This window comes from Fictibacillus enclensis, assembly GCF_030123385.1.
Taxonomy (GTDB): Bacteria; Bacillota; Bacilli; order Bacillales; family Fictibacillaceae; genus Fictibacillus_C; species Fictibacillus_C enclensis.
In genome coordinates this window covers 1,073,085-1,099,421 of sequence record NZ_CP126109.1, presented here as the reverse complement: position 1 = coordinate 1,099,421, position 26,337 = coordinate 1,073,085, and the positions used below count along the sequence as shown (strand labels likewise).

Below are 26,337 nucleotides of genomic sequence, written 5' to 3'. Positions count from 1 at the left end.
AATCACAAAAAAACTCCTTATCGGAGTTTTTTTGTTGACGGGTTCAGGACAGACCAGCCCGTTCAAAAATATGTTCTTTTTGATCAGCTTCGTACCTGCTGTCCCCAAGGACCAGTCCCTGAATCAGTGTATCCGCATCCTCATAGGGACTTTCGCTTCCGTTATAGATGGAAAGCGGCACAAAATATCCGTCTTCAATCGCTTGTTTTACCGTGTCGTATAACGGTTCAATTCCGCCTGACGACTTCCAGGATACATATTTGACTACCCTTTTCCCAAGCTGCTCAGTGATGCTGTCCTTCAAAAGCAGAGCCGCCGTCGAACCATTGACCCTGTAATTTAAATCAAACGCGATCTTTCTTCCATCCGGCGTAACAGCAATATCAAAACCGGCAATTCCCCTGTAGCCTCTTTTACAGCCCTCTTCCATAATTCGCCTGCCGATTTTAATGACTTCGCTATCGGGTTCGGAATCTTCGTCCACCCAGTTTCCTTTATATTTTGCGTTTTCATCAATATTTTGAACGGTACTGCCAAGGTAAATCAACTTCTCATCAAATGTACAAGCAAACTGAACGCAGTAATTGTGTTCAATTTCCAAATACTCTTCGATTACGATGCCTTCACAGGTTTCAAAAAACTTCTCAGCCTTTTGGATATCTTCATCAGTTCTGCAGATAAACACATCAAAGCCTGCCGCATTTGCTTCATTCGTCGCTGCTTTAACAACACATGGAAACGAAAAAGCTTCGAGATGTTCATGAAGCTTTGCAGCTGTGGTACTCACACGCTTTGGTGCATGCCCTTCCGGCACCAGCTCTTCAAGATTTGCTTTATTATTCAAATACTGAACCAGCTTCGGGTCGATCCAGTAGTTTAGAGCTGACATTTCTTCTTCAGGATGAATATGCTGGACCACCATCCGTTTCCGTTCGTCCTCAAGCCGTTTGAACAAATTGCGGTAATCTTCTTCAGTGGAGTAATAATGCATGGGAAACCGAAGCTGCAGTCCGGCCCTCTCATATAGATCTGTCGCCTGCCTGGTTGTTACGGACCGGCTGCAAATAACCGGCATATCTCCCATTACAGCAAACTGGCTGCCAGTTAATAAATCAAGCTTGACTGGACAATCCGGGATCCATTTATTATGGGCAAACGATGGCCTGGGGTTAAAAATCAAGTCAGGCCCATAAATTTCTGAAAAGGTGTAACGCGGAACAATGATGGGTTTACTTTTCTGCATGCATTTGTACCTCCTGATCATGCCTCAATTACATGTTCAATACCTTTTTTATCATACCCTTAAACTCCATTAAGCTTGCGATTTAATCAGCAAGCAAAAATCAGCTTACTGTACTTTAACACAAAAAACCCCCTGCTCGGGATTTTTTGCCGAAACAGGGGGTTTCCTTCTTTTATTTGGTAACATTATCCGAAAAGAGGAGCAAACATCATGGTCACAAACATTAACGTTAAATACATAATGGAAAACTTGAACATTTTCCCGGACCAGACCAGTTCGCTTTCTTTTTCTCTAAATTTAAAGGATTGAATGGCACGGAACAGGAAGACTGCTCCCAAAATGCCTGCCACAATCAAATACCAGATGCCCAGAACATTAAAGAAATACAGAAGCAACGAAGCTGCAACAGCAAACACGGTATAGATTAAAATATGAACCTTTGTTTGCTTAAAGCCTACCTTGTTTGGCAGCATAGGCACGTTGACACTCTTATACTCTTCGGCACGCTTCATCGCAAGAGCAAAGAAATGAGGCGGTTGCCATGCAAACATGAAAACAAACAGAAGCAATGCAATCAAATCAAATTCTCCGGTTACAGCCGTATAGCCGATAATCGGCGGAGTAGCGCCTGAAATACACCCAATTTCCGTGTTCACAACGGTTACCCGCTTGGACATTGTATACACAAAACCGTAAAATACAAATCCTATAAAACCAATCAGTGCAGCTATTGGATTAACCATCAGGCCAAGAATTAATTCGCCAATCACGATCATTACAATGGAAAGCAAAATAGCATTCCGTTTTGGAATTCTTCCATTGGTAATCGGGCGGTTTTTTGTCCGTTCCATGTGCTTATCGATATCCGCATCGTAAACATTGTTAACAATGGCAGATGATCCGATAACAAAAACAGTTCCGAGAACGGTCCAAAAGAACAACTCCCATAAACTGAGGCTAGATGACAAGTTTCTCGCACCGATACAAAAGCCGGCTATGGTTCCCAACAAATTTGAAGTGATAATACCAGGCTTTGTAATTTGTATATAGTCTTTAAAAATACTTGGAGCAGCATTTTCACCCATTAAGATCACCATCTTTTCATATCTATCATTAGTATGACTCTATTTTAACAGAACTAACACATGTTTGTGATAAATGTCACATTAAGTTCTTACAGTGTTCAGAAAACGTTCAAATTATGCCGGTAAAAGCATAAAAAAAGACAGCACCGCGCTGCCAGTTATGTTTTTATCTAGTGGCGGCCCCGGCAGGAATCGAACCTGCGACGCACGGTTTAGGAAACCTAAAGTACCACCGTATATACCGAGTTCTTCCGTATTGCTGTGCGTTAGCCTATCCGAAGACATCTAACGGTTCAGTTGTAATCGCACGTTTTCTGCTATCGACTTGTTAATTATAACCGTTTGTCCACGCAATTACAATCGAGTAACTTCGGTAATGTCTGAAAAATTTATTCGCGCAATATCTTCGCCTTTGGTGACGAGGCGTAATTGCTTATTATGTACGTCAAGATAATGTATATGACCGTTTATAGTTTCGTTGCACCCCGCTTTATAATACGTAATCTTAACCGCGGTATTGAACTCCATCGCTACGTATATAGTTTCGTTTATTTCCTCGAGTTGTTGTTCATCGAGTACTGGCCGCTCGATTCTCGTTATGTCCCAATCAAATTCGCGCAGAGCTTTTACATGTTCGGGTAACATTAAAGAAGTCCATTTGATACCGCCGCGATCCTTTAACATAGTAAACCACTCCTTTATTCCATAATATTACCGAACGCATGTTCTTGTAAACAAATAAAAAAAGAACGCCCTATTAAGGCGAACTTCTTATTGGAATTGTGGAAAACGAGCCTCCAACCCATTATCTGATTTATTTTCAGAACCACTTTCAGAACCCTCATTAGGTTGGCTAGCATCGGCCGTATTGGTATTATCTATTCCTGACTCTTCATCCGCCTTTTCTTCCATTCCTCTTAGAGACTGAATAAAGTATGAATAATTGGTATTTTGCCGCATTTCTAAATTGTAAGTTAAGAATAAGGCCCAAATCTGGTCCCATAATTCGTCATCACAATTTACCACATTCAAATAAAGTTCTTCCTTTGCTTCCTTACTGTCAATTGCAAAACCATGCGAATAGTAAGACTCACTTAATTTCCCCACTGTACTCTGCAGTTCTTCTGCGGTATTATTTTTCAGCATACCATTTTTCAACAGCAACTCAGCATACTGCTTGGACATTTTTACAGCCCGTTCATAGATTCCCACGATAAATGGGTTAAGTTTGTCTATAATGGGCATTAATACATATGATGTAGCCTCCGGTGAGTCTGTGGTTTTAAACCTCTCTTCAACAAAGTCAACACAGTCTCTGATAGACTGAGTTGCGCCCCATCTTTCACTTGTTTTGTCATAGATCTGCGGATCTATTGGACCTAATTCTGAAGGTGCACCCATAACAATTTCATCAGTGCCTATTGCCAAGAGTGTGGCAGCACTTTTTGCCATGAAAGGTACAATAACAGATAGCTTTTGCTCACAGTGCTCTCTACACATTTTAACAATTTTAAAGGCTGCGTCAGGATCTCCACCAGGGCTAGACAAGAAAATATCGAGATTTTTCACTTTACCAATCTTCTTTAATTCATTGTAAATTAAAGGTACATGGTTGTATGACATAGAATCATCATGCACATAGATCAGTATAGTGGAATCTCGATCTCGTTCAATCTTTTTTATTATGTTGGTTCTCATCTTTTCAAACACTCTCGTTACCCCTCGCTCAATACTTTAATAAAGTTCTAAATTCTTGTATCTTCTCTTGTTCTCTGAGGTGTTTTGAATCTGCTTGATTAGTGTGATTAATCCCTTTAACTTTGCTAAAAGTTGAAGAGGCCTCTCGGACATTTTTGAGTATTTCAGCTGGTTTTTTATATTTCTCTAAAACTTGCGTCATTTTACTCATCCTCCCAAATTCTACCCAGTACCGGGTCGTTAATTTCATATTACCCCAACTTTCCATAAATGAAAATAAATTTATATGAAATTTATTCAGATTTTCCCATATTATGTATACTTTATTAGCATTACCCTCCTGGGAATAACTATACAAATGACTCAAATGCGAAAATAGCCACTCTGACTTCAAAAGTGAAAGCGGCTATTAAACAAGACTTAATTAAAGCATGGAAAATAAAAGTAAGCATGTTGTCACTACTTTTAAGAGAAACAATTCTTAATTCAACAATTCTTCTAGCCTCGCCAACTCATCCGCAATCTCCTGTTTGGTTGCGCGTTTAGGCGGCGCTTCCGACAGGTTCACGATCTCCTGACGGCTTACCAGACGCCCAGACAGCTTATAATAAAGTTCGAGTCCTTTAATCGAAGGCAGTCCGTTGTTTGAGGTTCCTTCGATTAGCTTTATGAGTTGAGCGTCCGCTGTAGCGCGATAAGAATCGAGTGTTACATCTGCCAACGCGTTCATGTATTCGATAAACTTTACGTCCTTTTTACGCCAATTCCACAATTGAACGCGAGATATACCGATTTCTTCCGCAATGGTGTCCTGTGTACGCCTTTCTTTACCGGCAAACTCGTTATTAATCAATAACTGCGCCGCGAGTAACTGTTGCTCCGTTAATCCTTGCTTTAGTTCATCCATCGTTTTCATGCTTTCGCCTCCTAAATTAAATGCCGGATTGATTCGTAATGCCTCCGGTATCTTTTCGTTATCTGAATAAATTCCAACGGTTCGTACTTAATGCTGGTATGACCGTCGCTCATTAGCTGTATGTCAAGGTATATCATTTCCGCGATATAGTCCGGATCTACTCGTTCACCTACAGCGATTGCCGTATTCACAGCGTCCATTTGCCGCAATATATCGATGACAGCAACGCCTGTACCCGCAAGTAATACGTCATCACACATCGTCAATAGTTCGCCGATCTTGCGGTACTTTTCGAGTTTGGCCGTATTGATCGGATAAAGTTGGCCTGTACCCATCAGCAATTTTGCGTACCTAACTGCGATTGCTTTTAACGGATGTAACCGTGCTGCCAAGAACGCAGCATAGTCATCCGGCACAAATGCTTCCGGAGGTTCTTCCGGCAACCCTCTTTCTAATCGATCATGGCGTATCTCCTCTTCTAACTGCGCTGTACTTTCTTCTATAGAATCCCAGTTAATATTCAATATGATCTATCCCCTCCTTTTACCGCCACCCTAACGAAAGAGTGACGGCTATTTGTTTTACGCGCCAGCCAAGCCTGCCATTTCCACTTTATGCACGATAATATCCAACAGCTTGTCCGCAGCATGTTCCAGATTACCACCGACTCCGTTAATATGGATATCCCCAAACTTGAACGTATTCCCTCCGCCTTTTCCACCGCTAAACGCTTTATTTTCTTCCGGTGTTAATACGCGTTCTCCTTTGTGCAACGTCGCCTGGTATCCGTTATAAGGTACGTGAGAAAGACCACCAGCGTGGGATTTCCCCGACTGAATTAACCCGTTACCGCCAAGGAACTTCGGCATCCCAATACTCGGCATCTTAAAGCTACGAATTGACGATACCATTCCGCTCCAAGCCGACTTCACCTGGTCAATAAAACCAAGCAACGGACTAAAGAATCCCGCAACTTTGTCTTTCGCAGACGCCATCGCCGACCCAATCGCATTCGCTACGCTTCCGAACGTTGTCCTTACTGCGCCAATAACGATTTGTAGGGCGCCCTTTAGAATCTGCTTCACCGCAGACCAAGCCGCGGACCAGTTACCGGTTAGTACCGACGCAAAGAGCTTAACTACGCCTAGTATCACGTTAACCGCTCCGGAGATAATCGATTTAATGCCGCTCCAGACCGATGAGATCAACGACTTAATAGCCGGCCATACAAACGACATCACCGCGAAAATACCCATCGCTATGCCTTTAACGACCGTGCCTACGTTACCCATCGCTTCTTTAATCATCGCTCCATTTGACGCCCAAAACTGTTTAATTTGATCGAGTTTCGCCTTAATGAAGTTAGCGACCGCAGAATAAGCTGCGACAGTCTGCGTCTTAATCCAATTCCACGCCGCGTTTACACCATTTCGGAACCACTCGACCTTCTTGTACGCGATAACCAGCGCCGCACCGATACCGATAACGGCGAGTGCCACTAGCGCAGCCACCCCGACAACCGTACCCAACCCGATAATGAACGGACTCACGGCTAACCATAACGATCGGAACGCTATTGCGAGGCCCGGCACCAACTTACCGCATATTGCCAGAGGTGAAAGTAGTAACGTAAATAAAAACGTTAGATATATGAACGCCCCCGCCAGCTTAGATATCGTCTGATGCGTTTCAGAAAGCTGGCCGAGGAACTTACCCATTGCCGTAACGCCTTTCATGATGTAGACAACCACCGTTGTCCAAGCCTGCACGAACGGCTTAATTACCGGTGCCCACGCTTTTTTCAGCGCATCCAGGGCCGGTACCAAACGTCCATCAAGCGCATTAGACGCCTTAACCAGGCCGTAATTTAGCCCGATGAAGCCGATTCCGCCGAACAGCAGTATCTGATTCATACGGCTGATACCGCTGTTAATCAGCTTAATTCGATCATGTATCTGTTTCAGGTTGGCGCCCTTACCAAGCTGTTTTAGCGCCACGTACGCAGGATCACCTTTTTTCGCGATTTCATCTAAACCACGCGTAATGCGCAAAAGACCACGCGAAACAGTGTACATCAGATGGTTACCGAGCATATCGAGCATTTTCGAACTCTGCCCGGCCTTCCGTTGCATGGCCTCAACGTTGGCGATAAATTTCTCTTTGTAGAACGCCATTTTTTCGGCACTCATGTTAGCAAAACGGTCGGTTTGTACGCCCATCGAATTCATTAGCGATGAATACTCACGTTTACCGACGCTGGACGTCTTAGAGATATTGCTAGAAAGTAACGCGGATGCTTTAGAAGCAGTTTCGATATTTCTTGTAATTTGTTTGATTGGTTTAGAAATTTTGTCTGTCACACTAATAACTGCTTTGAGATCAAATGCCACGTAATTCACTCCCTTCTATACGAATAATCGCGGATACCATTCCGTTTTTCGCTTTTTTTAGTAACGCTTCTTGTTTGCGGACCGCCCGACTTTCCGGTTGCATGTACTTAAGCAACGTAACCAGTTCGTCCAGCTCGCGGACATAATCGACGGTACGCGCACCGAGTAGTTTAATATCCGGATTGTCAGACCGTTTGAAGTCCTGGCCAAGTTTCCGGAATTCAATTACTTCCGGTATGGACGGACTGTATTCGCGTTTTAATTCGGTAATCTCAATCATGACGTCTAGGCATTCGTTATATCTTGCGACTTTCTCTTCGTAGTTCATTTTCGTTTCACCTCCTTTAAACAACAAAAAAGACGCCGTGTTAGGGCGCCTTACATTACATTTATTTATTTTTCAATTCCTGTCTACGCTTTCTTTCGAGGTAATGGTATTCTGCCTGGTACATTTTATAACTACCTTTTAAATGACTAATTAGTTCATTACACAAATCTATATAATCATTTATACTCGATGCCCAAGCATCTAAATTTTTATTTCCTATTTTATAACCTTTTGTAAAATTAATATGATTATCCAGTGTATCATCAATATTGGTCAGTATACGCAAAAACTCGGTGTCTAACGCATCCTTGATTGAAAATAAGTCTTTTATTAACGACTTAGTTTCTTCGTCAATAAGTTTAAAACATGAATACCAGTCACGAATAACTATTCCCTTTTGCCCATATGTCAAAGGATTGTTCGGATTAATGTTATGACATAATATAGCTAAAGTCTTTGTCTGCGAATCGTCGGGAGAAATTACATGATTGGAGGATGCAAGTTGCAACGCCCTTAGTAAATGAAAACTATAATTTTTTATTGCTAATGTTTTATTATTTACATACCTAAACGTTTTAACCTTAAGCTTGTAAGATTGAAGGTGCACGTTCACAAAAAAGAAAATAAACCCTGTAATATAAGCAAAACATATCTTATAATAAGTTGCTCCTACAATTGATGCACCGCTAAACCATTCAGGGATATTAATTAACCAGAAGTCATAAAGAAAAATTGACATAGCAGCAATAAAAAATAAAATCAATAAATCTAATCTAACTGTAAGAACTCTGTAAAGTACAAATTTTATCTTTTCCATAAAGAAAGCTCCCTTTATATATACCTATAACAATATTAACTAAAAAGGGAAGATCTTGCTATAAATTTCTTTATTAGACTAAAGAACAAGAACGTTATTTTTAACAAAAAAGACATCCCTGTTAGGGACGCCTCTAAAGTTTCAACTCACCAGATTGGATTTTTTGTTTAGTGATTAGATCCAGCTTTGCGTTTAATTCATTCCCCTTTTTTACCCCCTCAGCAATACGTCTTTCTAGATCTAATTCAGGGTCGACGTGTTCAGCCGGCTTAGCTTCTTTATACTCTTCCTGCGCAAAGAACTCTTCGGGTTTATTTAAATAACTCGCATATTCATGACCGACCATTTCTTTTACAGCGTCAGCTTCTATAAAACCGCTAAAAAGTCCGTTTGACTGTTCGGCGTGTTCTACGTAATGAAGTACCTCGCGTGCTTCCACAATTTCCGGGGTAGCATGATCCGCATCTAATTTTTCAAAGGCAGCAGCTAATTCAAGTTGATACTTCGCCCTACTACTTCCAGCCGCATTAAGGATAGGACCTGCAACATCTGCGAAGTCTGAACGAATTTGTTCCGCGATCCATGGGTCTTTTACCTTTGCCATAAATTCATTTAGTTTACGTTGCGCCGTGTCAGCGCGTGGCGTAAGCATTAACTCCGTTTTAAGGGCCTTGAATGCTTTTTCAAACCTGCTAACCGTTTCCGCATCAGGCTTCTTATGAGTAGTGTGAATGGTTTTTTCCGCAGCTTTCCGTGCCTTTATCAGATTGGCCGAGTGCTTTTCCTTCATTGTTTGCGCATTTTGAAGGATTTTAATTCCGTATTCTTTTTTCAGTGCATCAGCTTTGGCTTTTTTCCCTACCTCAGTTAAATTCTGATCCTGGTTAATCTTGCTTAGCTCCGGACGTATGACTGTTTGATATTCTCGAATTAGCTGTGTTGTTAACCCTTGGATTTCTCTTGCCTCTTCGTAATAAGCGCGCGCGTTCTTTTTCATAATCTAAAATCTCTCCTTTTTTGTGGTTTTATTTGATTAGCTACGGGTAACTCCAGAACCTATGCCCTCAATTGAACTTTCCTGCTGCTCTTTCGTACCACTAGCGATCTTTTTAACAATGCGATTGAATCGGTGGTTTGATTTTGACTTTCGTATGTTCATAGGATCACCGCACGTTACTTGACGTCTAGTCTTCCGAGGCATCTTTGCTCACCAACCTTCGCGCCGCTTTACGTTCCGCAACGTATCTCTCTCCCGCCTGATGATCACGTAATAAATCAAACATGTCCTCTGGAGTGTGACTGTGCTTCTCAGCGAACTCCCTTAAAAACTGATTAAATAGTTCTTTCGTAAATGCTTCATTGGTTTCGTAAAATGTAAGTATGTCGAGCTGTTTCTTGCGGTTATTACATGCCGAGCATGACGGCGCTAAATTCTTCAAGCTATTCGCATATCCTAGTTTAGGCGGTAATATATGGTCTGCTTGTAATCGCTCATTCTCACCGCGTTTGCAGCCACAATATGTACATGAATCAGCAAGTACTACAGACTGAAACTGATCGAAGGTTAAATCGTTGTACACACCTAATGCCTTATGTCTCGCACGAACGGTGTAAAATGTACCGCGCTCATAATCACCATTAGCCATTCTAACTTCTCTTCTGCAGGGCTTACAGTATGTTTCTACACCTTGTCTATTTGATTTATTGCGATTAAACTCTTCGTTTCTCTTGAGCTCTTTACACTTTGGACATCGTATCTCATCATTTTTCAATTTGGACCCTCACTTTCGATTGACATTTTTTTTGTTGACCTATACTATAAAGTTAGTAACTTATAACCATCTGTTCATGAAATTTCAAAAAATCGTCGGACATTTCAAAAACAGAAAGAAGTTTTGCTTTAACTCTTGAACTAACCTTTAGATCACCTGCTTCGATCCTGGCGATTACAGGGCGTGAGATACCTGTAAACTCGCTGAACTCTTCTTGAGACATGTTTTTGTATAACCTACAGTGCTTAAACATCTCATTTGCCATCTAATCATCTCCAATTGTTATTTTCTTTTTAAATATTATAGGGCCATCTTACGCCCCTTCTCGTTAATATTGGATTTTAGGGGGAGCCTTTTTAACACTTTTTGAAGATTTTTTATCGGAAATCCCCGATAATATTTCAGGCGCGAAAGGTAGGTTATGTGAGTTATAACGGTCGCTTGCCCACTCATCGGATACTGACAAGTAAAAGTGTTTTGGCAACAGAGTCCCATCGCTCTTTAACCTTAATAACGCCTTTTCCTGAGCTTTTTGGCATTTTTCGGAACAATATCTACTATTCTTGTTTCCGGTGTCAATCGACTTGAACTTCCATATTCGCTTCTTTGCCATAAAGTGTTTCTTTGCCATAGGAAAGTAATTGTCACAGCTATAACACCTACATTTGCGCCAGTGCCTACGTTCTTTACGATACTCCCCCGCAATTGAATCACCGAAAACCTCTTCGTCCATGTGTTCCAAAAGCCTATGATGCAGTTCGCGAAGGTTAAAGTCTGAGCGTTCCACGTATTCGTACTCCAAACGCTGCCATTCTTTTCTTGATCTCCGTTTAATCTCGTCAAGTTCATGCGCTTTAACAAGATACTCCGCATTAAAGTCTAATAAATTCCCGATAGCTTCCGCAGTGTGTAACGGTGCCCTTTTCAACCGTTGATCTAGTACGTTCGCATACGCCTGTAACCCCTCGTATTTTTTCTTCGGGAACTCTTTCGATACTCGGTAACGCGCAGTATTTCGCATTCTATCCGGTGCTTTTCCGGTGGCTTCTACGTAATCCTCTACGGCTCCACATACCGCTTCTACAAGCGCCTCACAGCGCGCAGTCATCTCGTCTGGTGTTACGCCTTTATCCGGCGCATAACCGTATTGAGTGCGTAATTTAAGCATCGTAGCGTTTAGAATAGAGCGAGCTTGCGCTTCGTTTACCGCGCGTTCTAACGTAAGTTTAGCGATCGATTCATTCATATTGTGACTCCCCTTCCGTATCAAAAATTAAAAGCTTCTACAACTCATGCCGTACACCCAGTGGTTAGGTGTACCAGTTATTTCTCTTGTTTTATCACTAAGTTCTTTGCGCAATAAGATATTAATAAGAAATCAATGCTCCGTTCTTTGTTTACAAAGGACGGTATGTTTTTAAGTCTTGTTTTAAATCTCGTTAATATATCTAGTTAACACATAACCAAGAAGGTAAGTACCCATCGTGATTAGGTGTACTAATTACCGTTAATCCGAGTAACCATTTTCCCGACGCCATAGTTTCATGCGTTGTGCTGCGGCTTCTTTCCGTTTTTCATATCTCTTATATGTTGTTTGATAATTCGTCCATGCTTGCGGGTTTTCCGTATAAAACTCCTCGTTCGATAACGGGACTAACGGAACATACGTCCCTTTTGCCGGAAAATCGATTAATCCCGCGGCTTTCAAATCGTCAAGATGTCGGCTGGTTGTGTCGGGAGCTTTTCCGTACATAACCGCCAACCTTTCAACGCTAGGAAATGCGTAACCATGGTCCTGGTTGTAGTGATCGATTATTAACGCGTACAACAACAACTTATCTGCGCTTATTCGTTCATGGTGGATGTAGTGTAATGCGTCACTAGGTAAAGGGATAAAGAACTTTTCATCTTTAGTAGGGCTGCGTTTGTCAAATACTTTTCGGTTTGTCATAAGACCATCTCCTTTTTTATGTGTGGACAACCTACTTATGTCCACGTTTCGCCTTCACTCAATAATACGAAGCGGTTTCGAATGTCGCGCAGTTCAACAGAGAATAGTTTCGCGCACCTTCCGCTTCACCTGATACGACGCGTGTAAAATACTAACCGCGCACTATTTTTACGCAAAAAAAATAACCGCCATCTACGTGGTGTAATACGAACGTAGAAAGCGATTATCTTGCCGGTAAACTTATATTAATTGACGTTTGACTTCCCGTAACTCTTTAACCGTCATCTCATCGACTGTTTTCGTTGTCTCTAACGTGCTTCAACCGTTTACCAATCTCGAATATCGCGTTGCCTGCGATTTGTTTGTACGAATTGATTTCCGCTGTGATTACGTTTAGGTCTTTCGATAGTACTGTGATTTTATTTCGTTTCTATTAACTCCGCGTTTTCTTTTTCCAAAATCGCGAGTAGCTCTTCTCCGAACAATTCAGCCATTGCGTTAAATTCTTCTTGGGTAATCTCAATTTTTTTCAACTTGGCAACCTCCCTCACTAAATAATACGGAGTCAAACTTTATCTCAAAAAAAAACAACCGACCATCCACGTAGTACTAGACAAACGTAGAATGGGCGATTGCTTGCCGGTAACTCATATTAGTTTTCGTTTCAAGCGTAAGACCAACCGGCATCCGTTCCTGGCGTCTCTGCTGCGCCTCTTTTCTTGGTCTTACTGCGGTAACATATCGTCTGGTGGCTTAACGAAAATGCACCGCTCGCGTCTTTTACCGACATACGCCAGGTCAACCGGAATCCCAGGCCGGTTATCCAACGGGAAGAGTTGCCGCTCTTTTTCAGCTCGATAACCGGTCTTAGCCGGTATGGCTCGTGTACTGTGCGCCCGAATGAGTACACGAACTGATATTTTACGTTATTTACATGCGATTAAATTAAATTGGATATCTTCGCTCGCTGGTATGATCGTTTCCGTAAAGAAATCGAAGGCGGACTTACGTTTCATTCGCGCAACAAATCCCGCTACAGCCGGTGCGAAGTCGGTACCTTCGAAATCTCCGATTATCATGCTTCCGCCGTTTTGACGGTACACATCCGGATCCTCCGTTTTACTAACGCGCACCATGCACAATTTGTTTGATTCGTGGAATACTCCGTGTTTACCATCGTCCATTAAAAGCCCCTCATTTGCGTCATATTCATTCCCTAGGTCGATTAACAATACTGCTTTTTTCATTTATCTCACTCCTTCAATAATATTTAGGTTAACAGCGTCCATTAAAGTTTCAGGTAATACGCCGGCCAGTAAATCCCACGCGCTCATACGTTCAAGTTTAGAAATCAATTCGTACACTAAAGCTTGAAAATTAACTCCGGGCTTGTTACTACCGATGGTCATTTGCGATGAGGTCGCTTTGTATACTGATACTTGTTCCGTAGGTTCCACTTTGACGATATTAATTTCTCCTGCTGCGCGAAAGATTACGTGCCTTTCATTCACCAAGAACCCCCGGAAAGTTTCTACATATGGCGCTTCATAATCGTCACCTGGGATTTCAAAACAAACCTTTACAGTTTCTACGGGCATACCTCCGTCAATAACTTCAAAAGCCATTTATATACCTCCTTTGACTACTTTTTGTAGTCGGTTGATTATTCACAGTATATTATGACCACAAAATTTAGTCAACTACTTTTTGTAGTCAAAAAATGATTTATTATTTATACTGGATTAAAGGAGGGCGTCCATGAAAATTGTAAGATCAAACTTAAAAAGCATATTAGATAGCAAAGGTATCTCTATCCGCCAACTAGCTGAAAGAACAGAACTTCAATTTGAAACTTTGCGAAGAATGTACAATGACGATACGAAGCAATACAACAAGGTCATGCTCGCAAAAATTTGCGAAGTCTTGGAGATTGAAATTTCTGATTTATTATTACTTGAAGAACACAAAAAATAAGGCCTTTCTTTAATAAGAAAGTGCCTCTTATTTTTACCACCTATTACGACGTAGGGGGCGTTTTTTAGTGGGAGCAACGACACCACTCCATTTTAGATATTATGTAATAATAGTTCCGTGTAAAGCGCATAGCCAGGAACGCTTGGTCGGCCTTGCGCCTCTAAATGTCCGCGAATACGTTTTGTAATACACCCTGCGCAATATGCTGCGTACTCCAAAACGTATACCTAGTCGTATAGCCTAACGCATGTATTTCCGAGGTACCTGCAATTATTAGCGTCCCACACGCATAAGCTGAGGCGAGAAGGCATCGCCAAACGTACAGCTTAAACGGTTGTACAGATGACAAAGAAAAGCGCCCCAATCCAAGGGACGCTCGAAAAAAAATTATTACTGAATTGCTTTCTTCAAATTCTCTTTCCAATTCTTTTGATGTATCAATCGTGATTTACATAAATTAGATTTAATAATCTCTGCCTTTGAAAGTCGTGAAATACTTTCCCAGTCCCCCTCAATAATATAAGTCGCATTTCCATAAAAGGCGCTCTCGAATAAGTAAGTTTTTTTATTTTCAAAACCATAAATAACATATCCCCTATAACCATGTAAACCATATGCCCTAAAATCGGGATTCAACTTTTCAACTTCTATTAAGCGATCTTTTATAATGCTTTTTTCACCTTTAGGAGATAGTGATACAATTTTATTAATGTATTCCTCTTTTTGTTCCCAAGGAATCTCCCCTTTAGGAAGTACTTCCCATCTCAATTTGATGCTACGAGTGTTTTGTTCAATTTCTAAATCCTTCTTAAAGAATTCCACACTCCCAAAAAGTTCTAAAAATAAATTAATAATGTGTTTGATTACATATGGGTCACTTTTTCCAATAGTTACAGTTTGATTGGAAATTACAAACATTTCTTTATTATTATTTGAAGAAATTAGAAGCTCAATTTCAGGTGCCTCAATTATATCCCTAGCAATTCGTTTGATATGTCTTGTAATCAATACATAATGAGTATTTCCATGCCAATCTTCAATATTTCTCCCTATAGTGTAAGAGTGATCTTCCTTTGGTAAATCCCTTCTTAAATTGTAATCCCCCAAAGAATTCTTTCTCGATGTTGGCCCATTTTTAATATCTGGCAATAAGTGATCACCTACAGCAAAAGTATCACTAAAACCCAATAAATTTAATTTCTTTTCAATTTCAGGGTTAATTTTCAACCCAAGTATGTATAACTCATTTTGTTTTAAAGTTTTTATATAACTCTCAACATTCTTTATGGATTTGACCCCTTTAATTATCACTTATTTCCCCCTCTACTTATTCTAACTTCCATTTTATTACTTTATTATGCAAAATACCACAAAATTTAGACGATTAATTCGGAATATTTAATTTACATTAAAATCCATTAGGAATATAATAAGTGTAACAAAATAAAATAAACGTTACAGTAGGAGGTTTGCAGTATGGCCAATACGGTTGAACCCATCCGTAATAAAAAAGATATAGCCAAAATAAAAAACGCTCTTAACGGACGTGATCGATTAATGTTCGTTATGGGAATATCGCTAGGCTTACGAATATCCGACTTACTTGCGCTTAAAATCGGTGACCTACGAGGGAAAACGCATATAACCCTTAAGGAACAAAAAACGAAAAAGAACCGACCGATTAAGCTCAGTAAGACGGTAATGGCCGAAGTGGCTGCGTTAACCGGTCCGGATGATGAGTACGTGTTTAAGTCGCGCCAAGGCGGTAACAAGCCGATCAGTCGCGTACAAGCATACCGGATCCTAAACGCTGCAGCCGAGCGAGCTGGCGTTAATATCGAAATCGGTACACATACATTGCGCAAGACTTTCGGCTACCAGTTATATAAGCAAGGTTTAGACATAACGCGAATAATGCTTATTCTCGGTCACTCTACTCCGGCAATGTCGTTGAAATACATCGGCATCACATCGGAAGAGATCGACCAGGCATACGAAGCTATCGAGATATAAAGGAGGAAAATTTTTGAGCAGGTTAATTAACAAAGGCATTCTTTTAATTGTTGTATTATCATCAATCGTAATTATCACAATTTCGGTATATAACTATGCAAAAAATCCTAAAGATAGTTCAAGTCTAATTGTTGCGTCACTCGCTATTATTGCTTCTGTTATTTCTGGTTATGGTGCTCAAAAAGTTGTTGAGTATCAAGAAGACAAAGAAAAGCCTTACCCATATCCTATCGCTGACCTTCAAAGTAGATATAATTTAGCTCAACTTACTGTAAAAAACTATGGACCATCACCAGCTTATAATATTTCTATAAAGTGGGACAAACCTCTTGTTAGTACCAAAGGAGAGATAATTGAGTTTAAAGGAAGTTCTCAATCAGAAATTCCTGTTTTACCACCAAATGAACATATTTCAAAACCAATCGATACTGCAACCGCCTTATATTCAATGGAAGACTTGAATTTTACAGGCACCATCAAATTTGAAGATGGAGGTGGAAAAAAATACAACAATCTCTTTCATATAAGCTTTGAACAATATCGCAAAACATTACTTCACGAAAAAGAGGAATTAAAAATGTATTACCAACTTCAAAAAATACCCAAGGGTTTAGATTCGATTTCTAAGGAGTTAAATAAAATCAGGAAAAAAATTGATAATAACTCCAGCCCACGAGGTAGAAAAATAAGGCGTAGAAGTAAGATTCACTAAATGACGCCCCTCAAAGGAGGGGTCGTGGGGGTCTGGCCCCGTTGTATTCCCTATGCAATCATTCGCATATCGACTGTTACTTAATTACCTTTTGTTGCACTCGTAACATGAACGATTCACTTATTTAACAACGTTTCTTCACGTTCAATGATCGATAAGTTTTCGTCTTTCTTTTATGCAATCGATACAGCCCGTTATATCAACGCTTACCAAACGTAAGTAATAACGTAATTGTGTATACGATTATGCATAAACTTAGCGAGGGTTGAGGTTATACGCACCCCACGTCCGCCAGGACCGCGGTGCTGATTTACGTGCAACCCCGGTAAACTCCCCAACTGTTAAGTCGTGTTAACTTTGCGTATACATGCGTAACAGTACGTAACTATTTACGGTTATCTTTTCTTCGCTTCTTAATCAGTTTAATCATCTCAGGCCGTAATATATCGGCTATCTTCCGCATCTGCTCCGGAGTCGGTACGAGTTTGTTCGTTTTCTTATCCACGCTAACACCTCCTTATTTAGAGGTTAGCCACCTCAGAAAGCGTCTCATACTCGTTGTATATATCGTTATGTACGCTAGGCTCGTATCCCATCGCGTGTAATTGTTCGTAATATAAATCGTCCAGCTTGCTCGATAGCACACCGTAATAATAAGCGACCTTATTGCGTACTCGTCCCGTTTTTAACGTACCGATCATCTGCTTAAACGCAGCGATAGCGGCATTCGTTATAGTCTCGCGATCAAACGCTTTGTGGCCTGCAATTAACGCCATACGGTAATACTCCTCGATAACCTTTGCGTTATCCCAGAACGACGCTACCAGCGCTTTAAAGCGGTCAGGAACAAAATCGCGGACATAAGTATGATTTAAATCGGATATACGTATTCTTTTTGATTTATGTATTAAGGTTTCTTCTAATTCGCTACCCCTTTGCGCCTTAGTCTCGCATGTACTTTCGGCTGCAGACCGACTGGACACTTTCGCATGGTCAACCGGTAATATTACGCATATATCATATCCCCGGCCGCCACGCTTTCGTATGGTTGGGATCCGCTTGATTGCGCCGACTGCTTCTAACGCTTTTAGCGCCCTCCTGACGGTCTTTTCGGATTTATCTATAATACCGGCCAGCGTACCGACTTTTAGCCAGCTAACGCCTGGAATAACGCAGCTATAACGGCTTATCGTTTTGAGTACGGTAGCGGCCGTTTTATTTAATTCTGACGCGTTGCAATAAAGATGCTGCCGAACAGCTTCGTTTAATAAGGCGACCGATTCAAACGATTGGTGGTCGCGATATTGGTCATACGTCCATTGCACGATTACCCCTCCGATTTAATGACGGAGAAAAAGCAGAACCCAGATACTTGAAATCAAAAAAGATACCAAGTAAAATAAAACTACGAACATCATCTAGGGTCCAGCGTTGGCGCGCTGGGCTTTTTCTATGTCTTTTTTTTATTTGTACTTCTTTCTAATCCTCAATACAGGGCTGAACATAGCGTGTTGTTCCTGAATGCTCTCATTACTCATTTGAATGTATTTCCTTGTCGTGGATAGGTCTTGATGACCAACAATCCGAGCGAGTGTAAATACGTCCCCTCCCGATCGAATAAACATCTGACAAAAATGATGTCTTAAACCATGTGGCGACACTCGTTTTTTTATCCGTGCCTTATCGCGATACATAGTTAACCGCTTACGAAATGAATTCGGGTTATACCTTGTCCCACAATTAGCTAGGAAAACATAATTAGTATCGAAGTGCGTCTTATTTTCTTGAACCAGCTCCATTAACATCCTAATCACTTGATTGGAAAGCGGCATGATTCGAGGTTTTCTGTTTTTGTTTTTGTGTGCCGGTAAAATTATGGCTCTCGTTTTAAAGTCGATATCATTAATTTCAAGATCGCAAATTTCCGATATTCTGGCGCCGCAATCTAAAATCGTGTACAGAATGCATAGGTCTCTAAATTGCGCGTATTCTTTTGAATCAGGCACAGCGAGTAACCGTTCTATCTCTTCATCCGTCAGTGGCTCGTATGTATCCTCATCCACGCGCATCAACTTAACGTGATTAACCGGATTAACATTAACGATTTCTTCTCGAAATAACGCGTTAAAAAACGTTTTGAGAAATCGAATCCGAATATTAACGGTGTATGGGGACAGTCCGAAGCCACCGGTCTTATCGTTGTATTTTTCCTCTGAAAGATAAACGGAATATGAACGTATGATAGCGGGGGATATTCCGGATACATTAAGAACATCCGGTTGAAACTCCGTTAGCCAACTGCGAAAATAATTAAAATGCGTTTCGTAATCCGTCATTGTACGCTGTCTTACGCCTTCCGTTTTCTTTAACGTAACGAAATACTTGTAAGCATCTTCGAGTGTCGTATCGTTGCCTGGTCGATACGATTCCGCGCTGGTTGATCTCCGTTTTACGATCGATTTACCTTTTCGCGACAAAATAAAAAACGCCCCTTTCCGAATTCCTGCGATTAGCAAGAAAACGAAAAGAGGCGTCGTATGTACGTCTCTATTTACGATTACGAAACCGTGTGCTGTCCGACTAGCCTAACGTTACACAAAACGGCTTAAACCGGCGGTATTACTATCTAGTGGCGGCCCCGGCAGGAATCGAACCTGCGACGCACGGTTTAGGAAACCGACGCTCTATCCACTGAGCTACGGAGCCAATATGCTGTTCTTGGTGTAACTACGCACTCGTAATCTTCTTTACCTGATAATTCTACAAGAGGAAATGAATAGAGTCAAGCAACTAAGATTCATTTGTTTACCGTGTTGTGCCATTGATTATTTCGGCAGCTTTCTCTACTCTAGACATATGTGATTACAGAAAAATGAAGACAAAGGATGAAATGAATGGACATGACATTGACAGAATTAAAAAAACACCCCGTATTTCATTATTTCGCAGAACTTTCTTCCATCCCCCGGGGCTCAGGTAATGAAAAAGGAGTCAGCGATTATCTTCTGGATTTTGCAACGAAACGAAATCTTGATGTGATTCAGGATGAAGCCCTCAACATAATCATTAAAAAAGAAGCCACAGAAGGTTATGAGCATGTTCCGGCCATTATTCTTCAAGGCCACATGGATATGGTCTGTGAAAAGAACAAAGGAACCGTCCATAACTTTGACACAGACCCGCTTGAATTGCAGATCAAAGGGGACATGCTGTATGCGAACGGCACTACCCTTGGAGCGGACAACGGCATTGCTGTTGCCTATGCGCTTGCCCTCCTTGATGCCAGTGATATTTCCCATCCCGCTCTCGAGGTGGTTATTACTACAGAAGAAGAGACAACAATGAAAGGAGCTCTGGAAGTAAGCCCTGAACATTTTTCAGGGGAGATCTTCATTAACCTGGATTCTGAAGAAGAAGGCAAGCTTCTGGTCAGCAGCGCAGGCGGCATCACAGCTGCTCAAGGTTTGCCCATTCAGCGGGCTCTGCCGGAGCACACAAACGTTTTCCATGTTCAGATTGGCGGTCTTTTTGGCGGCCATTCCGGCATGTCCATACATAAGGGCAGGGGAAATGCCAATAAACTTCTCGGCCGGCTTCTGAATGGCCTTTCTGAAGAGTTCGATTTCCACTTGTCTTCCATTTCCGGCGGATTAAAATCCAATGCAATTCCTCGTGAAGCAGAGGCTGTTATTCATGTGCCGGCAGCGCATGCCACACGCGTCCCGGAGGTGGCAGCCGCGTGGGAGGTCACTTTCAAAAAAGAACTAAGAACATCGGATCCTAAAGTTAAAATAACAGTAGAGAAAGTTGACGACCTGCCAGAAAGGGTTTACTCAGATGAAACCACCCGATGTGTCATCCATTCGCTCATGCTGATTCCAAACGGAGTACAATCCATAAGCCAGGAGATTGCGGAACTTACCGAAAGCTCCACCAATCTTGGTGTGGTATCAAGCACCGCATCAACCATCACATTTATCAGCGAAATCCGAAGCTCAGTAAAAAGCTTAAAAGAGCAGATTCTGAAGCAAAACGAGGTCATAGCCCGGGTTACAGGTTCCTCTTTCACGACTCAGGCGGATTATCCCGAATGGCCGTATCGCAAGGATTCAAAGGTTCAGAAGCTTTTTGAAGAAGTGTATGAAGAACGATACGGAAAACGCCCAGAAATTGTAGCAATCCACGCCGGGCTGGAATGCGGGATTTTTGCCGAAAAACTGCCGCATATTGACGCTATTTCCCTGGGTCCCGATATGTTTGATGTTCATACACCAGAAGAACATCTCAGCATTCCTTCAACTATTCGTACTTGGGAATATCTTCTTTCTGCACTCATAGAAATGAAAGCTTATTACAACTGATCAACATAGAAAAGAGCCAACCGGTATCATTACCGGCGGCTCTTTTCTATGCTATCCATTTCTTAAAAATCAAAATTGTCAGGGTGGTTCAAAATCAAAAACCTCGGAATTTTCCCGGATACGGTGGGCCTTGACGGATTTCGGAATGGTTACCACTCCGTTTTGAAGATCCCACCGAAGAATAACCTGCGCCACAGACTTGCCATGGTTTTCTGCAATTTCAGCAAGAACTGGATGGTTCAATAATTCCCCTTGCATCAAAGGACTCCAGGCTTCCATCTGAATGCAGCTTTCCTTACAGAACGCTAGACGCTCTTTTTGCGCAGCCGCGGATGGTACTCCACCTGGTTGACCATAGGTACAATCTCACGTCCTACGCCTTCTTCATTACCGTAGACCGCAGCCTGTATCAATGCTCTTGTATCCTTGGCTAAGGGCGGATTTTACTGATTGGTAGACTTCATCGTTCTTCTACCTTATATACCCCCAAGTCAAACCAGGGCATTTTAACAATGTATCCCTCCCAGGTTTTAAGCATATCAACATTTTACCTTTAATAATGGTCTAGCAAAACAGATACACTTGCCCGGAAACCTTTTTTGCAAAAAGGCAAAAAACCATAAGTTATAGCCAATCTAGTTGTTTACTGATGGAGTCTGGAATAACGTTTTTCAAAACATTTACAATTTCATGCAGGGATGTTGATTTTTTTATGGAATGTATATATCCAAATAGAAGTATGTTACGCGGAGGTGTTTTGATGAAAAATAATGTCATTAACTTCCCCAGGCAAGTAAACCCGGTTGCTTTTCTCGAAAGCGAGATGGACCTGGTCACCGAAATCCGGGGACTGCTCAGCGAATTCAGGAATGATCACCCGGTCTTGATCAAACGGGCTATCCTGACACGGGTTGACCTTTTAACCCAGCAGCTTGTCAGTTTGTCTTAACAGCAATTTCTTTGATATTCGTTCAACAGGCCATCCAGCTCCTGGCTGCATTGAACCGTCTCGTGATTCGTAAACCCTCTGAGAAAAGCCAGCCTGATCAGCTCTTCCTTCTTTGCTCCAATTGATTCCAACAGTCCTTTTAAGCGATATTCTGTAGTAATCACGCACAAGCTCTCCTTTTCTATCAATTCCAACATCATTATTCGATACACAGAGATATTATCTATAAAAACCAAGCATTTGAGAAGGGATTCAACAAAAGAAGTGATAAAGTTACAAAACTATACAAAGTTTCACGCCAACTCTTTTTTATTCTCTGGTTTTTTGGGCCATACTGATAAAAAAGATAGGAGAATCTTCGTGAAATACGTCAAATACATCGTTTTGTCGCTTGGATTCCTTTTTCTTGGCGTCATCTGGTACTTTGAGCTTTCAAGCTGGTTTAAATAATCATAAAAAGAAGAGGCAGTTCTGCCTCTCAGCTTGTGGAGAAAGCTCTGTTTTTTCTCCACAAGCTTTTTTATTTGTTTAGAATTACTGCCCTGTTGTGTGATTTCTCTGAAGAAAAAGATCCTCACACACCTAGCCAAGCTTGGCTAGGTGTGTGGCGATCTTTTTCATATTCTGACAGGCTGCTGTGAGAAGCACCTGCTCACTCGCATTCTGTAATCCCCTCAACCTGCAATAGCGAAGCCCATGCAGCTCTTTCGAATCTGCGAAGCTTCGCTCCACCTTTTCTTTTCTAAATTTATAAAGCATCTTTCCAGAAGCCGACAGTCTGTTGTCGCGTACTTTTTCTTTATGTTCTTCCCAGACATGGCGCGTTACGACTTTTTGTTTGTTTTTTGAACGCGTGCACTCATTTAATAGTGGGCATTCTGCGCATAGCTTGGGATCCGATTTATACTCCTGATATCCTTCCCTTGTGGTTGTGCAGTAGACGAGTTCCTGGCCATTGGGACAAACATATACTTCCCGTTCTTTATCGTATGTAAATTTCCATTTCGGCATCAGCCCTTTTGTTGGGTGGTATCTGCGGTGGGCGATCACCCCGAAAATCGTCCGGTCATAAAGTCCCTTACAAATCGGAGTGGTGAGATAGCCTGAATCTAAAGCCACAGCTTCTACCCCTAATTGAAATCGTTCGATTTGGCGGTCTAAACGAGAAAGGTAAGGCACAGAATCATGCACGTTCCCAGGGGTGACATAGGCATCGGTGATAATATTGAATTTCATATCGGTCGTTCTATGATCTAAATAACAGAACATTTCTTGTTTATGGTCTCGCGACATAAAACCACAATCGGGATCAGTCGTACTTTTGCGAATTTGCTTCTTTTCTTTCACCTCCTCTTTCTCTTTTAAGGGCTTTTTTCCGTGCTTTTCTCTGTCCTCCTCGACCGCCTGATTTAATTCTTCAATGTATCCTCTTGTTTCTGCTTCCACTTCTTCTCTTGTGAATTTATGTTTATTGGCATTCGCTTTAAGGTGGGTAGAATCGGAAAATAAGACTCTTCCTCCCACCATTTTATGATTCATGGCTTGAAGGACGATCTCATCAAAGATCTCTTGAAAGACGTGGGTATCTTTGAAACGAGTCCGCCGGTTCCAACTGATCGTGGAATGATCTGGAACAGGGTCATTCAGTTTTAAGCCAAGAAACCAGCGATAAGCGATATTGGTTTTGACTTCTCGTTCAAGTTGTCGTTCTGAGCGAATGCCGTAGAAATAGCCGATGAACATCATCTTGAAAAGCAGAATAGGGTCCGAAGGACGTCCTGTAGATTCTGAATAATAAGGACGAACTTTCTCACCGATAAAAGAAAAATCGATATAGCGATCAATCTTCCTCAAGAGGTGGTCTTCAGGAACCAAATCTTCGATAAAAACAAACTCTGCTTCATTCTGAGTATCCTTTTTAGGCTTATACATACAAACACCGTCCGATCCTTATTTGTTAGTTATATTATAACAAATTAACGCGGTGAATAAATAAAGTTGATGGATAAAAAAATAGACTGTCGAGAGTTTCTCGACAGCCTGAGAGGCAGTTCTGCCTCTTTTTTGTTTTTAGTTTTTAGAATTGGATGATACCAATTTTGTAAGGTCCACCAGTTGATCGATCAACGAATTCACACGAAGTGTTGCGAGTTCTTCTGTAAGCTCGCGTTCGTCATTAAAATGAATAGGATCAGCGACAAACTGGTCAGCGATGACCAACGAATAGAGTCCTCTCATAACAGTACGCAAGTTATTCAGTGCGTTGATACCGCCTTTTCCTCCGCCGGCAGCCGCAGTAATCACCACAGGTTTGTTTTTAAATTGATTGCCTGTGAGGAAGTCAAGCGCATTCTTCAGCGCCCCGCTCATGCCGTTGTGGTATTCCGGTGTACAAATGAAGAAGCCCTGTGCTTCATCCGCCGCCTGGATCAACTTCTGAACCGCTTCGTTTTCCTGTTCCGCTGTATCACCTGTATACAATGGAAGACGATCCTTGCCAGCGTCGAAAAACGTCACTTCCACCCCTTTTTCCTGCAAAACATTTGCTGCATATTCAGCTATTCCTCTTGTTCGTGATTCAGCCGTCGGGCTGCCGTTCATGACTAAAATTTTCATTCAGCTTTCCCTGCCTTTGCGCTCATATTATCGTACCCATTCCATTATACTTAAAATTTACATTAGGTTAAATATTCTGCATCAATGTGTTTCGGTTGGAAAAACATCCGACCCGCACCGTTTAGTAGGCGTTGGCATACACTACAATGTCGTGAAGGCCATTTACAGAAGAGGTGAATCGAACGTGATGCCTTATCCATATCCACCTTACCCCGGTCCCATGCCCTTTCCAGCAGCGCCTGGTGGAATGCCTGGCGCAATGCCTGGTGGAATGCCAGGGGCTATGCCTGGAGGAATGACAGGAGCCGGTGCAGGATACCCGGGGATGCCCGGAGGAAGTTACTACACACCATACAACAATCCCTTAAAATTATCTACCATGACGTCAGTCGAATGGTTTGTTCAGCGGGGGTTGGCCGAGGCGCCAAAAACCTCCTATGAACATGCTTTGCGGGAGACGGCTGCCATGGCTTATTTGTACGGGATGGGCTATCCGCAGCAAGCAGCCTACAAGCTTGTAGAATCTTGGGAACTGGGTGAAAAATTTTACCCGGGAGAAAGATGACGGACTGGAGATTACAGTGATGTATTCTTCTTTTGTCACTTTTCCAATCTTCTTGTCAGCAACTACAAAACGGAAGCGAAGGTCTGCAGACCTTCGCTTCCGTTTTTTCTAAGTATCTCATTGCAAAAATGAGGTGGCTTTATAATTGACGGCAATTCCACTGCCGCCTGCTTTTCCAGAATCTACTACTTTAAGATAATAATTACCGGAATCCTCGAGATTATAAACCTTTTGGTAACCTACTCCTTTACTACTTACCCATGCCGTCTGTCCAACTTTTTCATCCTTGAAGAATAAGTGCTTTCTCCAAAGCTCCAGCTTGATTTTTCCGCTACCCGAAGTCTTTTTAATGGAAATGGTAGCATAAGAGCCATCAAATGTAGCAGAAGATGATGTTTTATCTCCGCCCGATGATTTCAAGCTGATGGATTCGGCTGCATACGCCGTACAAGTGACCAGCAAAAAGACTGCAGTTAAGATGAAAATTTTTGCTTTCATGTAAATCACCTCATCCGTATGTTATTTCAACATAATATAACATACGGATGAGGTGAACTTAGCTGATGTCATGATGCTGTAATAAAACGTAATGGTTTTGTACTATTTCACTGCTTTTTTTCATTAAAATATTGGACCCCATAGGCAGAACCTTCGGAAACCATTTTTGAATCTTCATAGTCACTGGGATCCGGCTGGCCGCCTTTATCAACGGGCAGGACTTTTGTTTTACAAGAATAGTCAGGCCTTATTTTTCTTTTGATGCTTTTGAATGCTAATTTCGTGCGGATTCTGTTCGGCTTGGATGATAACCAAACCGCTGCTGCAGAGGTGCCCAGCCCAACTAGGATCCATGGTTTCATACTGGCTGTTTGTTTCATTGTTATAACCTCCTTACGCTTCTATACCCAGATCGATCTTCGGTTAACCCGTAAAATATATTTCATTTT

Annotated in this window: 31 protein-coding genes, 1 tRNA gene and 1 pseudogene; 6 read left to right on the top strand and 27 right to left on the bottom strand. The window is 41.7% G+C overall.

Annotated elements, in window-relative coordinates; all coding sequences use genetic code 11:
* Positions 1–43 precede the first annotated feature (43 nt).
* The 17 genes from QNH15_RS05965 to QNH15_RS05885 all read right to left on the bottom strand — a co-directional run bounded on the left by QNH15_RS05965 (position 44) and on the right by QNH15_RS05885 (position 13,825).
* Positions 44–1,243 (bottom strand): ATP-grasp domain-containing protein, encoded by a 1,200-nt coding sequence (locus tag QNH15_RS05965; RefSeq protein WP_283893297.1) that lies wholly within the window; start codon positions 1,241–1,243, stop codon positions 44–46.
* 185 nt (positions 1,244–1,428) lie between these two features.
* Positions 1,429–2,328 (bottom strand): heme o synthase, encoded by a 900-nt coding sequence (gene cyoE / locus QNH15_RS05960; RefSeq protein ID WP_283893296.1) that lies wholly within the window; start codon positions 2,326–2,328, stop codon positions 1,429–1,431.
* Between the two features lie 354 nt (positions 2,329–2,682).
* A complete protein-coding gene (locus tag QNH15_RS05955; RefSeq protein WP_283893295.1) occupies positions 2,683–3,012 on the bottom strand; it encodes a YolD-like family protein in 330 nt (109 codons plus the stop codon).
* Positions 3,013–3,099: 87 nt separating this feature from the next.
* Positions 3,100–4,038 (bottom strand): SDH family Clp fold serine proteinase, encoded by a 939-nt coding sequence (locus QNH15_RS05950; protein ID WP_283893293.1) that lies wholly within the window; start codon positions 4,036–4,038, stop codon positions 3,100–3,102.
* Positions 4,039–4,054: 16 nt separating this feature from the next.
* Complete coding sequence (locus tag QNH15_RS05945; RefSeq protein WP_283893291.1) at positions 4,055–4,228, bottom strand: hypothetical protein; 174 nt, start codon at positions 4,226–4,228, stop codon at positions 4,055–4,057.
* A 279-nt stretch (positions 4,229–4,507) separates the two neighbouring features.
* Complete coding sequence (locus QNH15_RS05940) at positions 4,508–4,942, bottom strand: phBC6A51 family helix-turn-helix protein (protein ID WP_283893289.1); 435 nt, start codon at positions 4,940–4,942, stop codon at positions 4,508–4,510.
* Positions 4,943–4,953: 11 nt separating this feature from the next.
* Complete coding sequence (locus QNH15_RS05935) at positions 4,954–5,385, bottom strand: hypothetical protein (protein WP_283893287.1); 432 nt, start codon at positions 5,383–5,385, stop codon at positions 4,954–4,956.
* Positions 5,386–5,523: 138 nt separating this feature from the next.
* Positions 5,524–7,332, bottom strand: coding sequence for a phage tail protein (locus QNH15_RS05930; RefSeq protein WP_283893285.1), 1,809 nt, complete (start codon positions 7,330–7,332; stop codon positions 5,524–5,526).
* Complete coding sequence (locus QNH15_RS05925) at positions 7,322–7,660, bottom strand: hypothetical protein (protein ID WP_283893283.1); 339 nt, start codon at positions 7,658–7,660, stop codon at positions 7,322–7,324. The genes QNH15_RS05930 and QNH15_RS05925 overlap by 11 nt, the downstream gene beginning before the upstream one ends.
* A gap of 61 nt (positions 7,661–7,721) precedes the next feature.
* Positions 7,722–8,477, bottom strand: a complete 756-nt coding sequence (locus tag QNH15_RS05920) for a hypothetical protein (protein WP_283893281.1) — start codon at positions 8,475–8,477, stop codon at positions 7,722–7,724.
* 133 nt (positions 8,478–8,610) lie between these two features.
* Positions 8,611–9,474 carry a hypothetical protein gene (locus tag QNH15_RS05915; protein WP_283893279.1) on the bottom strand — a complete coding sequence of 288 codons (864 nt, stop codon included), beginning with the start codon at positions 9,472–9,474 and terminating at the stop codon, positions 8,611–8,613.
* 187 nt (positions 9,475–9,661) lie between these two features.
* Positions 9,662–10,123, bottom strand: coding sequence for an HNH endonuclease (locus tag QNH15_RS05910; protein WP_283893278.1), 462 nt, complete (start codon positions 10,121–10,123; stop codon positions 9,662–9,664).
* 178 nt (positions 10,124–10,301) lie between these two features.
* Entirely contained in the window at positions 10,302–10,514 is a 213-nt protein-coding gene (locus tag QNH15_RS05905) for a helix-turn-helix domain-containing protein (protein ID WP_283893277.1), read from the bottom strand.
* A gap of 63 nt (positions 10,515–10,577) precedes the next feature.
* Positions 10,578–11,495: a hypothetical protein gene (locus tag QNH15_RS05900; RefSeq protein WP_283893275.1), complete on the bottom strand. Its 918-nt coding sequence runs from the start codon at positions 11,493–11,495 to the stop codon at positions 10,578–10,580.
* Between the two features lie 261 nt (positions 11,496–11,756).
* On the bottom strand, positions 11,757–12,200 hold the full coding sequence (locus QNH15_RS05895; protein ID WP_283893273.1) for a helix-turn-helix domain-containing protein: 444 nt from the start codon (positions 12,198–12,200) through the stop codon (positions 11,757–11,759).
* Positions 12,201–13,126: 926 nt separating this feature from the next.
* Positions 13,127–13,447 carry a hypothetical protein gene (locus QNH15_RS05890; protein WP_283893272.1) on the bottom strand — a complete coding sequence of 107 codons (321 nt, stop codon included), beginning with the start codon at positions 13,445–13,447 and terminating at the stop codon, positions 13,127–13,129.
* Complete coding sequence (locus tag QNH15_RS05885; protein ID WP_283893271.1) at positions 13,448–13,825, bottom strand: hypothetical protein; 378 nt, start codon at positions 13,823–13,825, stop codon at positions 13,448–13,450. It abuts the gene before it with no gap.
* Positions 13,826–13,958: 133 nt separating this feature from the next.
* Between QNH15_RS05885 and QNH15_RS05880 the strand changes: the two genes are divergently transcribed.
* Positions 13,959–14,174: a helix-turn-helix domain-containing protein gene (locus QNH15_RS05880; protein ID WP_283893270.1), complete on the top strand. Its 216-nt coding sequence runs from the start codon at positions 13,959–13,961 to the stop codon at positions 14,172–14,174.
* A 390-nt stretch (positions 14,175–14,564) separates the two neighbouring features.
* On the opposite strand, the gene QNH15_RS05875 is transcribed toward QNH15_RS05880, so the two are convergent.
* Entirely contained in the window at positions 14,565–15,485 is a 921-nt protein-coding gene (locus QNH15_RS05875; RefSeq protein ID WP_283893269.1) for a hypothetical protein, read from the bottom strand.
* A gap of 165 nt (positions 15,486–15,650) precedes the next feature.
* Here QNH15_RS05875 and QNH15_RS05870 point away from each other — a divergent pair, with 165 nt between their 5' ends.
* Both QNH15_RS05870 and QNH15_RS05865 read left to right on the top strand, forming a co-directional pair.
* Positions 15,651–16,187 (top strand): site-specific integrase, encoded by a 537-nt coding sequence (locus QNH15_RS05870; RefSeq protein ID WP_283893268.1) that lies wholly within the window; start codon positions 15,651–15,653, stop codon positions 16,185–16,187.
* Between the two features lie 13 nt (positions 16,188–16,200).
* Positions 16,201–16,899 carry a hypothetical protein gene (locus QNH15_RS05865; RefSeq protein WP_283893266.1) on the top strand — a complete coding sequence of 233 codons (699 nt, stop codon included), beginning with the start codon at positions 16,201–16,203 and terminating at the stop codon, positions 16,897–16,899.
* Positions 16,900–17,420: 521 nt separating this feature from the next.
* Here the strand turns inward: QNH15_RS05865 and QNH15_RS05860 are convergent.
* From QNH15_RS05860 to QNH15_RS05850, 3 genes are all read right to left on the bottom strand, one after another.
* Positions 17,421–18,224: a hypothetical protein gene (locus QNH15_RS05860; protein WP_283893264.1), complete on the bottom strand. Its 804-nt coding sequence runs from the start codon at positions 18,222–18,224 to the stop codon at positions 17,421–17,423.
* Between the two features lie 138 nt (positions 18,225–18,362).
* Positions 18,363–19,376 (bottom strand): tyrosine-type recombinase/integrase, encoded by a 1,014-nt coding sequence (locus tag QNH15_RS05855; RefSeq protein WP_283893262.1) that lies wholly within the window; start codon positions 19,374–19,376, stop codon positions 18,363–18,365.
* A gap of 153 nt (positions 19,377–19,529) precedes the next feature.
* Positions 19,530–19,605 (bottom strand) — tRNA-Arg (locus QNH15_RS05850).
* A 188-nt stretch (positions 19,606–19,793) separates the two neighbouring features.
* On the opposite strand from QNH15_RS05850, the gene QNH15_RS05845 reads away from it, so the two are divergent.
* On the top strand, positions 19,794–21,260 hold the full coding sequence (locus QNH15_RS05845) for an aminoacyl-histidine dipeptidase (protein ID WP_283893260.1): 1,467 nt from the start codon (positions 19,794–19,796) through the stop codon (positions 21,258–21,260).
* Positions 21,261–21,347: 87 nt separating this feature from the next.
* Here the strand turns inward: QNH15_RS05845 and QNH15_RS05840 are convergent.
* Positions 21,348–21,798, bottom strand: a pseudogene (locus QNH15_RS05840) (aldo/keto reductase); the annotation flags it as partial.
* A gap of 222 nt (positions 21,799–22,020) precedes the next feature.
* Between QNH15_RS05840 and QNH15_RS05835 the strand changes: the two are divergent.
* Complete coding sequence (locus tag QNH15_RS05835) at positions 22,021–22,209, top strand: hypothetical protein (RefSeq protein ID WP_283893258.1); 189 nt, start codon at positions 22,021–22,023, stop codon at positions 22,207–22,209.
* Here the strand turns inward: QNH15_RS05835 and QNH15_RS05830 are convergent.
* The 3 genes from QNH15_RS05830 to QNH15_RS05820 form a co-directional block, all read right to left on the bottom strand.
* Positions 22,206–22,373, bottom strand: coding sequence for an aspartyl-phosphate phosphatase Spo0E family protein (locus QNH15_RS05830; RefSeq protein WP_283893256.1), 168 nt, complete (start codon positions 22,371–22,373; stop codon positions 22,206–22,208). The two genes, QNH15_RS05835 and QNH15_RS05830, sit on opposite strands and share 4 nt — an antisense overlap.
* A gap of 418 nt (positions 22,374–22,791) precedes the next feature.
* Positions 22,792–24,141: an IS1182 family transposase gene (locus QNH15_RS05825; protein ID WP_283889030.1), complete on the bottom strand. Its 1,350-nt coding sequence runs from the start codon at positions 24,139–24,141 to the stop codon at positions 22,792–22,794.
* Between the two features lie 138 nt (positions 24,142–24,279).
* Entirely contained in the window at positions 24,280–24,825 is a 546-nt protein-coding gene (locus QNH15_RS05820) for an NADPH-dependent FMN reductase (RefSeq protein WP_283893254.1), read from the bottom strand.
* Positions 24,826–25,009: 184 nt separating this feature from the next.
* Between QNH15_RS05820 and QNH15_RS05815 the strand changes: the two genes are divergently transcribed.
* Positions 25,010–25,390: a hypothetical protein gene (locus QNH15_RS05815; protein ID WP_425590536.1), complete on the top strand. Its 381-nt coding sequence runs from the start codon at positions 25,010–25,012 to the stop codon at positions 25,388–25,390.
* A 117-nt stretch (positions 25,391–25,507) separates the two neighbouring features.
* On the opposite strand, the gene QNH15_RS05810 is transcribed toward QNH15_RS05815, so the two are convergent.
* Together QNH15_RS05810 and QNH15_RS05805 are read right to left on the bottom strand one after the other, a co-directional pair.
* A complete protein-coding gene (locus tag QNH15_RS05810) occupies positions 25,508–25,888 on the bottom strand; it encodes a hypothetical protein (protein WP_283893252.1) in 381 nt (126 codons plus the stop codon).
* Positions 25,889–25,995: 107 nt separating this feature from the next.
* Positions 25,996–26,268: a hypothetical protein gene (locus QNH15_RS05805; protein WP_283893250.1), complete on the bottom strand. Its 273-nt coding sequence runs from the start codon at positions 26,266–26,268 to the stop codon at positions 25,996–25,998.
* Positions 26,269–26,337: the final 69 nt, after the last annotated feature.